Here is an 11,743-nt window from a genome sequence, read left to right on the forward strand (position 1 = left end):
CGCGAATGCTCGGCCCCCAGCCTGCGACCTACGACGCCGACTGGGTGCGCGCGAAGTACCAGGCCGAACGGGACAAGCGACTGCGCGACGACGGGGTCGGCCAGTTCGTCGAGGTCACCGCCAATTTCTCGCACTACGCCGACGACCCGTACACCGAACGCGTCGACCGCGACCCGGTCACCGACCACACCCAGGTGCTGATCATCGGCGGCGGGCTGGGCAGCCTGATCGCCGCGGCCCGACTGCAGGAAGCCGGCATCACCGACGTCCGGCTCGTCGATACCGCGGGCGACTTCGGCGGCACCTGGTACTGGAACCGTTATCCGGGCGCGCAGTGCGATATCGAGTCCTACATCTACCTGCCGCTGCTGGAGGAACTGAACTACACCCCGACCGAGCGCTACGCGCACGGCCCGGAGATCCGCGAACACCTGCAGGCCATCGCCCGCCACTACGGGCTGTACCGAAACGCGCTGTTACAGACCACCGTTACCGGCATGACCTGGAACGCGGCCGCCGAACACTGGGAAATCAGCACCGACCGGCACGACCGTCTGACCGCCAACCTGGTCGCTGTCTCCCCCGGATCCCTGACCCGGCCCAAACTCCCGGGCATCCCGGGCATCAACGAGTTCGGTGGCCACACCTTCCACACCAGCCGCTGGGACTACGACTACACCGGCGGCGACGAATCCGGCGGCCTGAGCCGGCTGCACGACAAGCGCGTCGGCGTCATCGGCACCGGTGCCACCGGGCTGCAGTGCATCCCGCACCTCGGCCGAGACGCCGGAGCGCTCTACGTGTTTCAGCGCACCCCCAGCACCGTCGCCAAACGCAACAACCGCCCGACCGACCCACAGTGGGCGGCGGGCCTGCAACCCGGCTGGCAGCGCGCGCGGATGGAGAACTTCACCCGCGTCACCGCCGGTGTCGAAACCGAGCTCGATCTCACCGACGACGGCTGGACCCGCAACGCCCTGGCCCTCACCGAGCCGGCCGTGGCCCGGGAAACCGCCCGTCTGGGCCGGGCGATGACACCCGAGGAGATCACCGATTTCCTGTACCGCGCCGACTGGGAGGCCATGGAGCGCTTGCGTCGCCGGATCAGCGACGTGGTCACCGACCCGGTGACCGCCGAGGCGCTCAAGCCCTGGTTCAAACTCAACTGCAAGCGCCCCGGCTACCACGACGACTACCTGCCGACCTTCAACCGGCCCAACGTCACCCTGGTCGACACCGAGGGCCGCGGCGTGCAGCGGTTCACCGAGACCGCCGCCGTCGTGGACGGGGTGCACTATGAACTCGACGCGCTGATCTTCGCCACCGGGTTCGAGGTCGGCACCGAATTCACCCGGCGCCTCGGCTTCGAGATCGTCGGCCGCGACAACGTGCGGCTGTCCGACAAATGGGCCAAGGGCATGCGCACCTTCCACGGACTGCAGTCGCACGGCTTCCCGAACTGCTTCTTCCTGGGTTACACCCAATCCGGGGTGTCCCCCAACTACACCCACACCGCCGAGGAACGGGCGCGGCACTTCACCTATCTGGTGCGCACCTGGGCCCAGCGCGGCGCATCGACCATCGAGGCCACCAGCGACGCCGAAGAGGAATGGCTGACCGCGATGAACGAGGCGTCGGAGAAGCCCAAGACCTTCTACGCGGACTGCACCCCGAGCTATCTGAGCTCCGAGGGTGAGAAGGACAATCCACACGGCATGCTGGCCAACAACTTCGGCGGCAAGCCAACCGACTTCTTCGACATGCTCAGTGCCTGGCGTGCGACGGGACGCCTCGACGGAGTCACGATCTCATGAGCGCCGCCACCCGAACTACCGGCGCGGCACCGAAGCTCACCATGCGGGACCGGCACCGCATCATGACCCGCGACCAGATCATGGCCTCGGCGCTGGAGGCGTTCGCCGAACGCGGCTATGTCGCAACGACGGTCGACGACATCGTGGGGCGGGCGGGCATCGGCCGGGCCACGTTCTATCTGCATTTCGACAGCAAGGCTGCGGTGCTGCGGGAGCTGCGCAACACCCGGATGACGGTGTGGTCCGATCAGGACGCGCCCCGCGGTGGGCCCGCCGGCCGACCGTCGGTGCGATCGTTCTTCGAGAAGGTCGTCGACTTCTACACTTCCGCGCCGGAGCTGTACACGGCGCTGCACCAGGCGCGCGCCGCCGACCCGGAGTTCGCCGCGGCGCACCGCACCACCATGGAAGCCAATGTGGCCGAATGGGTTCGCTCGGAGGCGATGCCCGGTGCCACCGAGGCTCAACTACGCCTGGCCATCGCGATGATGTACACCATGGTCGACTCATTCATGCACCTGTGGCTGGTCGACGGCTGGCCGCTGGACCGCGAGGCCGCCATCGAGGCGATGACCGACGCCCTCTACGCCACCATGCGCTGACAGCGCCGACCATCAAGGGACAACACATGTCAGACCGACGCCATCTGCACCTGAACCTGGTGGCCAACGACATCAACCTGCACCAGGGTGCCTACAAGTACGAACAGGCACACGGCATCCCCGAGCGCAGCACTTTCGAACGGCTGCTGGAGTACGGCAGGTTCGGTGACGAGGGACTGTTCACCGCACTGTTCGTCGGCGACATTCCCGGCTTGAACGGATCCCCGGCCTTCGACGGCGGGCCGGCCGAACCGATCACCGCGCTGACCGCGATCTCCCAGCACACCAAGCACGTGGGGCTGATCGCCACGGCGTCCACCACGTTCTACGACCCGTACAACCTGGCCCGGCTACTGGCCTCGCTGGACCAGGCCTCCGACGGCCGGGCCGGCTACAACGCCGTCACCTCGGTCATCGACCAGTTCGCGCAGAACTACAGCCTGGAACAGCATCTGGACCGTGAGGCACGCTATCAGCGCGCCGACGAGTTCCTCGACGTGCTGCGCGCGCTGTGGGACAACCGTGCGCTGCGCCGCGACCCCGACGGGTTGACCAGGTTCTATGCCGACCCGATCAACCACCGGGGCAACCTGTTTCAGGTGGCCGGCGCACTCAACATCGCGCCGAGCCGGCAGGGCCGCCCGCTCATCGCCCAGGCCGGCGGGTCGGGCGCCGGCATCCGGGTCGCCGCCAAGCACGCAGAGATGGTGTTCACCAACTCCTCCACCCGCGACAGCGCCGCGGCCTACCGCGAATCCCTGGACAAAGCCCTCGTCGAGCAGGGCCGCGCCCCGGGCTCGGTCCCACCGATCCCCGGCCTCATTCCCTACCTGGGGCGCACCGCGAAGGAAGCCGAGGAGAAGCTGCACGAGCTGGACAGCCACGTGAACTGGGAGCCCATCGCCCCATTCGCGTTGGGGCAGTTCGGCATCGAGGTCCCGTTCGGAGACGTCGACGACCGGTTCCCCGCCGATCTGCTGCCCCGCCCCGAAGAGGTCGAGAAGACCATCAAGAGCACCTTCGGCAACTACGTCGGGCTGTACAACTGGATTCAGGAGCGTCCCGGTGTCACCGTGCGCGAAGTCGTCGCCCAGGCCGTCGGCCGCGGGGGTGCGACCCACCGGAAGTTCATCGGCAGCTATGACGACCTCGTCGAGGACTTCGCGGCCTGGCACGAGGACGGCAACGTCGGCGGTTTCAACCTGATGTTCTCGGCAGGCGCACAAGCCATCCGGGAATTCATCGACGAGGTGGTCCCCCGGCTCATCGACCGCGGTATCTACCGCGCCACGCCGCACGACCGCCCGCTGCGGGAGCGGTTCTGATACCTACGACCGCCGGTAGCGCGGGAGATTCTCGGCCAGCTCGTCGAACACCGCCTGGTTCAGACCGAACGCGACCTTGACCTCGTCCACCACCCGGTCGATGTCCGCGGGTCCCAGCGCCAACCCGTCGAGCCGGTCCCGGTAGCCGTCCTTGTACGGCTTGACTCGCAGCGGGAAGTGGTAGAACGCCAACCCTGCTCCGCCCAGGCCGAATTCGCGGTCCAGGATCTTGCCGATGGCCTGACCGCCGGACAGATCGCCCAGGTAGCGGGTGTAGTGATGAGCCAGTAATTCACCGCCCCAGCCGGCGGCGGCGATCCGGTCCCGGTAGGCAGCCGCGGCCGGGGATTCGACTGCGCGGTCCCCGCCCGGTGCCCAGTGCGCCAGATCGGCATCCAGCGCCGCGGTCCGCTCCAGCACCGGGTCGTACACCGCGGCGACCAACGGGTCGTCCCGGTGTGCGCGCACAGCGTCCTCCATCGCCGCATAGATCAGGCGCAGCCGCAGCAGATAATCGGTGTAGCCCTGCGCGTCGACGCGGCCGGCCAGCAGTTCGGTCACGAACGGAGACTGCTCGGCGGCGTCGTGTTCGCTCGCCGAGCCCTCCTTCATCGCGACGGACAGCGGCCGGATGGCCTCGGCGGTACTCGGCGGCATGCTGTGCTCCAGACTGCGGTGCGAGACGGTGGCTACGACCATACCGAGCGGGTCGGGCACAATACCTGCGATGTCCTCCTCATTGGGCGAAGTGCTCGCCTCTTTGCAGCTCGAACGGGTGAACGCGGCCCGGTTCACCGGCGTCCAGCTCGCCGCGCCGGCCAATCACATTCTCGGTGGGCACATCTCCGCGCAGGCGCTGATGGCTGCCAGCCTCACCGCCCCGGGCCGGGCCCCGCACAGCGTGCACACCTACTTCCTGCGGCCCGGGGACGCCCGCCATCCCGTCGATTTCGAGGTGACCGAACTGCAGGAGGGGCGCACGTTTTCGGCGCGCCGGGTCACCGCACGCCAGGACGGTCAGATCCTGTTGGAGGCCATGTCCTCCTTCAAGGCCGGGGGCCCCGGTGCCGGCGGATATCAGCCGTCCGCGCCGCAGGTTGCTCAACCTGGCGACTTACCATGGGTGGCACCACATTTCGCCGAGTCGACCGAGGCAAATGAGGGTATGTGGGCCAGCCTGCGCTGGTTCCAGCGGCGAATCGTGGACGCCGACCAGTCGCCCCCGGCGCGGTCCCGGATCTGGTGGCGCCCCGACGGCGAGGTTCCCGACGATCCGGTATTGACCGCCTCCCTGGTGGCTTATTTGTCGGCGGTGACGCTGACCGAGCCGGCCTACGCCGCCCGCGGGAAGATCGGCGCGTCGGCGCAGCGCGACCATTCGGTGTGGTTCCACGGCCCGGCGGATCTGTCGGATTGGCTGCTCTACGAACAGTCTTCGCCGAGTAGCAGCGACACGCTGGCCCTGGCCCGCGGGACGATGTTCAACCGCGACGGCTCACTGGTGTGCACCGTGGGGCAGGAGATGTACTTCCCCGATTACCACTGATCACTCGGGGATGACTTTTCCGACTGACACGCGTTCGACCGGGCAGAAGGGGCAGCCCGCACCTTCGTCGGACACGGTGTGCAGGAGGAAGAGGACATGAGCGTGGACAACATCACCCATCTGGGTGGCACGGGGATCGACGAGTTGGTGCCGTCGCGCTACGCGCTGAACGTCGGCGACATCGAGGTGTTGGTGATCAGCGACGGGGTGCTGCCGATCACCGCGTCCACCCTGGCAACCAACGCCGAACCCGCCGCGTACGCGGCATGGCTCAAGGACATGTTCCTGCCGCCGGAGGTCCTGGACTGGCCGCTGAATGTGGCGGTGGTGCGCAGCGCCGGCAAGACCATCCTCATCGACTCGGGGTTGGGCACCGAGTTTCCCGACTTCCCGCGCGCGGGGCAGCTGGGGATGCGCCTGGTTGCGGCCGGGATCGACCCGGCATCGGTGACCGACGTCGTGCTCACCCACCTGCACATGGACCACATCGGCGGGCTGCTGGTCGCCGGGCTGCGCAACAAGCTGCGCCCGGACCTGCGGGTACACGTCGCGGCCGCCGAAGCTGATTTCTGGGAGAACCCCGACTTCACCCGCACCGTGATGCCGGCGGCGATCCCACCGGTGCTGCGTCAGACGGCCGCGCAGTTCCTGGACCTCTACCGTGGCCAACTGCGAGTGTTCGAGGACGAGTACGAGGTGGCACCGGGTGTCCTGCTGCGTCGCACCGGTGGCCACACTCCCGGACACAGCATCGTCCGGATCGAATCCGGCGGTGATGCGCTGACCTTCGCCGGGGACGCGGTGTTCCAGCCGGGATTCGAGCAGCCAGGATGGCAGAACGGGTTCGAGCACGACCCCGAGGAGTCCACCCGGGTACGGATCCGCCTGCTGACCGAGTTGGCCGCCAGCGGCGAACAGTTGGTGGCCACCCATCTGCCCTTCCCCTCGGTCTGCCACGTCGCGGTGGCCGGAAACGCCTTCCGGTTCGTGCCCGCCGTCTGGGACTACTGACGTGCGCCGCCTCGTCGCCGGAGATCCCGGCGACGAGGCGATCGGGTTCTCGGTCACATGCCGGTTTCAACCCGCGCCTCGGCGGGGTACAGGGCACGCAACGAGGCGCGACGGTGCGCCACCGATACGACGTGGAGGTGCCAACCGTGATTCCCTTTATCTGCACGAGCTGCGGTCAGATGGACATCGACTCGGCCGAGTGCGCCTCGTGCGCGCAGTCGCCCGCCGACAGTGCGCGTGACGCGGCGGTCGCTTGACCGGGTGATGAAAGGTGATCGCCAGTTGCCGCGCCTTCGACGTATAGCCTGATCACGGCTGATTGCGGCAGGGCGTTGGGTGACGAAGATGCAGGATTTCAGCTTCGACAGCGACGATCTCGGCGAGACCGAGGACTTCCTGGGCCGCACGTACACCAAGATGAGCCTCGGCGGCGCGGGCGACCCGGCGCGGACTCAGGTGGTGCGGCGCACCCTCGGACAGGTCAGCCTGGACCGGCTGTCGGTCACCTTCGACATGAGCTATGACGCCAGTCCTCTGGGCTTCATCGTGCTTTGCGAGGTGCACAGCGGCCACATCGAGGAGAACTTCATCGGTGAGCCGGACGACGTGTTCGCCCCGGGCGATCTGACCCTGTACAGCCCGCCCGAACTCCCCTACTCCGGGCGGGTCTGCGCGGCGGAGTACGACCTGACGGTGTTCGACAGCGCCCTGTTCGATCGGGTCGCCACCACGGCACCCCACGGCCGGGCGGGACCGGTGAAACTGGAAGGTCACCGCCCGGTGTCCCCGGCGGCCAAGCAGCGACTCAGCTCGCTGATCAGATACCTGCGCGACCACGTCCTCACCGATGAGCAGGCCCGCAATTCCCCGCTGATCGTGGATTCGGCCGTCACCCACCTGGCTGCGGCCACCCTGCAGGCCTTCCCGAACAATGCGCAGCTCGAACCGACGGCCGCGGACCGACGCGACGCCGAGCAACCGGTACTGCTACGCCGAGCGCTGGCCTACATCGACGAGCATGCGCACGAGGACATCAGCCCGCGGGACATCGCCGATGCGGTGTTCCTGACCCCCCGCGCCGTGCAGTACATGTTCCGCCGACACCTGGATTGCACGCCCACCGAATACCTGCGCACGGTCCGATTGGACCGCGCACACCAGGATCTGTTGGCCAGCTCTCCGGTCGACACCGCGGTCAGCACTGTCGCCAAACGGTGGGGTTTCGCCCACGGCGGTCGGTTCGCCGCCTACTACCGGCAGACCTACGGGCGGTCACCGATGGCCACTCTGCGGAACTAGCCGGGTTGCCCAGTAGCGGTTACTGATTGCGTTTTGCGCCGGGATGGGTCAGCGCGACATTGTTTTCGGCGATGCGGGACAGCTTGACGTTGGATTCCTGCGACATTTTCTTCAACAACGCAAAGGCCTCGTCCGCGTCGATCCCGTAGCGTTCCATCAGCATTCCCTTGGCCTGGCCGATGATGTCGCGGGAATCCAGCGCGACGCTGAACTGTTCCTGGCGCCGCCGCAGGTTCCAGGCCATCGTGGTGTGGGCGGCCAACATGGTCGCCATCTCGACCGACTCGTCGGTGAAAGCGTTCGGTGACTCGGCCAGCAGGCTCAAGGCTGCCATCCGCGCGTCGTCACCGAGCAGGTTGACACAGAGCATGGAACGAACAGTGGTCCGGGCCAACGCAATCTGCCTGAATGCGGGCCACCGGGAGTCGGTTTGCAGGTCGTCGACGCGGGTGACCCGCTGCTGCCGCGCTGCCGACAAGCCCGGCCCTTCGCCGGTCTCCCCCTGCGCCGAGTCCAGCACGGCCGGAAAACGGTGAGTGGCCCCCAACGCAGCGACCGTGCCGTCGGCCTCGATCACGGTGATCCCGGCGTATCGCGCCCCGGCAACCATTGCCACCGAGCCGGCGTTGATCGCCTGCATCGCCGCGGCGAAATCGGTCGAGTCGTCGGGAAACTTTCGCTCACCGGCCCGGTGCGCCCCGCGATACCGCCTGCAGCAGCCGCTGTAATAGCGGCGACAGCCGTTCGCGCCGGTACCGCGGCGGCGTGATCAGATGCGCGCGGTGACCCGCACGGGCAGCGCGTCGATGCCGATCCCGACGTTGTGGACCGGTCCTCCGCCGGCCCACAACGCAGGCCCGGCCAGCTCGATGTCGTAGCCGGCCACGATGGCCCCGAACACCGCCTCGACCTCTTTACGCGCGAGATTCGCACCCAGGCAGTAGTGCACACCACCGCCGCCGAAAGACACGTGCGGGTTGGGCGTTCGTCGGATGTCGAACCGGAACGGATCCTCGAACACGGTTTCGTCGCGGTTGCCCGACGGATACCAGAACAGCACCCGGTCGCCCGCCTTCACGTCCTGACCACCGATGGTGATGTCGGCGGTCGCGGTCCGGCCGAAGAACAATACCGGGCTCGCCCAGCGGATGGCCTCGTCGGCCGCGGTCGCCGCGGCGCTCGGGTCGGCCCGCAAGTCGGCGAGCTGCTCGGGGTTGCCCAGTAGCGCGATAAGCCCCTGGGTCAGTGCGTTTCTGGTGGTTTCGCTTCCGGCGATGGACAGGATGAGAAAGAACATCTCCAACTCGAAGCCGTCGAGCTGTCCGGCGAGCTTGGTCCACACGTCGTCGGTCGGGTTGCTGCGTTTGTCCGCGGTGAGACGCTGGGCGTACTCGAACAGTTCGACCTGCAACCCGAGCCGCTGCTCCTCGGTGTAGCCGTTGTACGGGTTACCGGTCTTGAGCAGCTGATCGGTCCGTTCGAACACCCACGGCCGGTCGTCCTCGGGAATGCCGACGATGTCGGCGATCACGTGCATCGGCACCTGATAGGCGATATCGCTGACGAAGTCGCAGGTGTCGCCGGCCGCGGCCTGCAGTATCTGCCCGGTACGGCTGGTGATGCGTTGTTCCAGCCGGCCGATCATGCGGGGCGTGAACTCCGAGGTGATGATGCGGCGCATCTCGGCCTGCTCGGGCGGATCCATCGACACCAGGGTGCGCCCGGCCGACAGCAGCGGATCCGGCGCCATCATGGGTCCGCCCTTGGCTTCGAAGGTCTTCCAATCGCGGTTGGCCTGCTGGATCTCAGGATGAGAGACGATGGACCAGAACGGAATCGGTGGGATCGCCGGGCGCCCCTGCACGGCCTCATGGCGGTGCACCGGGCCCCGGGCCCGCAGCTCGGTGAACAGCTCGTGCGGGAAACCGTTGGTGTAGAGCTGCGGGTCGGTGAGATCGACCTCCAGAACGTCGGTCACGGTTGTTCCCCTTTCCCGATATCCGTCGAGCAGCTCTGCACGGCTTGGCGGATCAGTGCCCGGACCGCCGCCGCGTCCGCCGTCTCACCGAGCAACAGCCGCCGGTAGACGAGCCCACCGGCCAGCATGTCCACCAATGCGTCGGCGTCCGTGGACTCCGGGATGTCACCGCGGCGCCGGGCCCGCTGCACCGCGTCGATCGCCTGCTGGCGGCACCGTCCGGCGAAGGTCTGCACCGTCGTGCGGATCGACTCGTCGTTGGCCGCCTCGGCGAGCAGCGAGGGCAGGATCGCGGCGAGGTCGGGCCGGGTCAGCATGTCGGCGATCGGCAGCAGCGCGGCGAACAGGTCCTCGACGAAGGAGCCGGTGTCGGCTGCCTCGGATTCCTGGGTGATTGCGCGCGCCACGTACTGGAACAGCTCGTACTTGCTCGGCCAGCGGCGGTAGATCGAGGCACGGCCCACCCCGGCTCGGGCGGCGATGCCCTCGATGGTGGCGCCGCCCCAGCCCTTGGCCGCGGTCTCGGCGACCGCTGCGTCGATGATCGCCGCGTCCAGCCGATCGTCCCGCGGCCGCCCGCGCGTGCGCGACCCCCGCTCCGTCCGTGTGGTCGCCGTCACACCTCGATCCTGAACCAGTGAGTTCCGGAAATCAAGAGTCTCGTAATCGGCCCGCGGGACGGGCATGTCCCGCGCCGAGGCCACCCACTGCCTACCGGGTAGGCGGTGTAACCCCTGGCTGGTCAGCGGGGTGCGCCGTGCTCCTCGCGGCGGACACTACCTGCCGCGAGGACGCACACCGCCCCAGCCAGGACGGGCAGGAACAGCGCGGTGTTCAGCGAGGTGGCCTCACCGATCCAGCCCACCAGGGCCGGCCCGGCCAGGAAAGCGACGTAGCCCATCCCGACGACCCGGCCCAGCACCCGGCCCGAGTCGGGCCCCCCGAGATTGCCTGCGGTACTGAACACCTGCGGGGCGCCGCCGGCCAAGCCGAGGCCGAACAGCGCCCAGCCCACCATGACGACCGGCAGCGTCGGCACCGTCACCACCAGCAGGGCGCCGACGACCATGAGCATGCAGCCGTAGCGGACGACGGCGACCGGGCCGACGCGGTGCACGATGCGGTCCAGAACGAACCGGGCGATGGTCATCGCGGACACGAACGCGGCGAACGCCATCGCCCCTTGCGCGGGTGACGCGCCGAGGTGCTGCTGGGCGTGCAGGCTCGACCAGTCCATCGCGGAGCCTTCACAGAGCAGGCACAGGAACGCGACCGCGCCCAGCACCAACACCCGACCCCTGCCCGGTTTCTGACGGGCGCGCCCCGGGGACGCATGGTTGGCCGCGAGGTTCTGCGCGGCTGCGGTCAGCACCGGACTGCGCAACCAGGGCGATGCCGCCCCCATCAGGGCGACTCCTGTCGCGGCCATCACCCCGGTCATCAGGACCGTCGATGCATGGACGAGGAAACCGATTGCGGCGATACCGGATCCGATCACGTTGCCGATCGAGAACATCCCGTGAAAGGACGCCATGATCGGCCGCTCGTACGTGCGTTCCAGGGCCACCGCGGCGGCGTTCATGGCGACATCGGCGCCGCCGGTGGCGATACCGAACACGAGTGCTCCGCAGATCACCCAGCCCAGACCGGCGGTCAGGAACGGCAACGGCACGCACACGGTCATCAGCAGTGTGGCGCCCAGCGCGACCCGCCCCGCACCCCACCGGTCGGACAGCGGCCCACAGATCTGCATCCCGATCAGGGCGCCGAATCCGTAGAGCAGTACGACGGTCCCCAGCATCGCGGTGGAGATGCCGGTGGCGCGCTGCAGTGAGGGCAGGTGCACCGCCCAGGCGGCCACCGCGAACCCGAAGGCCAGGAAAACCCCGGACACCGCCAGCCGGACCCGCGTAAGGTCCCGCCGGGAGTAGCTCGATGCCGATGACGACGTGCTGCAGTCACTTACCGAAGACGAAGACATGCCTCACGTTTCCCTGTTGTCAGCTGCGCTCTTGCCATCTGCGGTACAGATGGTGTCAGCGCAATGCGGCCCCGGGCCATTGGCTGGTGGGACGAACCGAGAGCCCGGTGTTGTACTTCTGCCCAACGACACCGCGGACCCGCCACCAGGACAGCAATCTATCGGTGGCTCACCTGATGCGCGGTAA

11 protein-coding genes are annotated in these 11,743 nt (G+C 68.0%); 6 read left to right on the plus strand and 5 right to left on the minus strand.

Annotation, left to right across the window (positions count from 1 at the left end; all coding sequences use genetic code 11):
• The first annotated feature begins 5 nt into the window (after positions 1–5).
• From V4U86_RS19950 to V4U86_RS19960, 3 genes are read left to right on the plus strand one after another with little or no spacing between them, the layout of a single operon-like run.
• A complete protein-coding gene (locus V4U86_RS19950; protein ID WP_395307663.1) occupies positions 6–1,814 on the plus strand; it encodes a flavin-containing monooxygenase in 1,809 nt (602 codons plus the stop codon).
• Positions 1,811–2,416: a TetR/AcrR family transcriptional regulator gene (locus V4U86_RS19955; RefSeq protein WP_395307664.1), complete on the plus strand. Its 606-nt coding sequence runs from the start codon at positions 1,811–1,813 to the stop codon at positions 2,414–2,416. Before V4U86_RS19950 ends, V4U86_RS19955 begins: the two co-directional genes overlap by 4 nt.
• A gap of 26 nt (positions 2,417–2,442) precedes the next feature.
• A complete protein-coding gene (locus tag V4U86_RS19960) occupies positions 2,443–3,741 on the plus strand; it encodes an NtaA/DmoA family FMN-dependent monooxygenase (protein ID WP_395307665.1) in 1,299 nt (432 codons plus the stop codon).
• 3 nt (positions 3,742–3,744) lie between these two features.
• Here the strand turns inward: V4U86_RS19960 and V4U86_RS19965 are convergent, their stop codons facing one another.
• Positions 3,745–4,398, minus strand: a complete 654-nt coding sequence (locus V4U86_RS19965; RefSeq protein ID WP_395307666.1) for a heme oxygenase (biliverdin-producing) — start codon at positions 4,396–4,398, stop codon at positions 3,745–3,747.
• A 70-nt stretch (positions 4,399–4,468) separates the two neighbouring features.
• Here V4U86_RS19965 and V4U86_RS19970 point away from each other — a divergent pair, with 70 nt between their 5' ends.
• From V4U86_RS19970 to V4U86_RS19980, 3 genes are all read left to right on the plus strand, one after another.
• Positions 4,469–5,287 (plus strand): acyl-CoA thioesterase, encoded by an 819-nt coding sequence (locus V4U86_RS19970; RefSeq protein WP_395307667.1) that lies wholly within the window; start codon positions 4,469–4,471, stop codon positions 5,285–5,287.
• Positions 5,288–5,383: 96 nt separating this feature from the next.
• On the plus strand, positions 5,384–6,298 hold the full coding sequence (locus V4U86_RS19975; protein ID WP_395307668.1) for an MBL fold metallo-hydrolase: 915 nt from the start codon (positions 5,384–5,386) through the stop codon (positions 6,296–6,298).
• A 345-nt stretch (positions 6,299–6,643) separates the two neighbouring features.
• Positions 6,644–7,597 carry an AraC family transcriptional regulator gene (locus V4U86_RS19980; RefSeq protein ID WP_395312126.1) on the plus strand — a complete coding sequence of 318 codons (954 nt, stop codon included), beginning with the start codon at positions 6,644–6,646 and terminating at the stop codon, positions 7,595–7,597.
• A 19-nt stretch (positions 7,598–7,616) separates the two neighbouring features.
• On the opposite strand, the gene V4U86_RS19985 is transcribed toward V4U86_RS19980, so the two are convergent.
• The 4 genes from V4U86_RS19985 to V4U86_RS20000 form a co-directional block, all read right to left on the minus strand.
• On the minus strand, positions 7,617–8,237 hold the full coding sequence (locus V4U86_RS19985) for a GAF and ANTAR domain-containing protein (RefSeq protein WP_395307669.1): 621 nt from the start codon (positions 8,235–8,237) through the stop codon (positions 7,617–7,619).
• A gap of 129 nt (positions 8,238–8,366) precedes the next feature.
• Entirely contained in the window at positions 8,367–9,575 is a 1,209-nt protein-coding gene (locus V4U86_RS19990) for a cytochrome P450 (protein ID WP_395307670.1), read from the minus strand.
• The gene (locus V4U86_RS19995; RefSeq protein ID WP_395307671.1) at positions 9,572–10,195 is read right to left on the minus strand and encodes a TetR/AcrR family transcriptional regulator; all 624 of its coding nucleotides are present in this window, start codon (positions 10,193–10,195) and stop codon (positions 9,572–9,574) included. The genes V4U86_RS19990 and V4U86_RS19995 overlap by 4 nt, the downstream gene beginning before the upstream one ends.
• A gap of 122 nt (positions 10,196–10,317) precedes the next feature.
• Positions 10,318–11,469, minus strand: coding sequence for an MFS transporter (locus V4U86_RS20000; protein WP_395307672.1), 1,152 nt, complete (start codon positions 11,467–11,469; stop codon positions 10,318–10,320).
• Positions 11,470–11,743 lie beyond the last annotated feature (274 nt).

The sequence above is a fragment of the Mycobacterium sp. AMU20-3851 genome (assembly GCF_043974665.1).
GTDB lineage: Bacteria > Actinomycetota > Actinomycetes > Mycobacteriales > Mycobacteriaceae > Mycobacterium.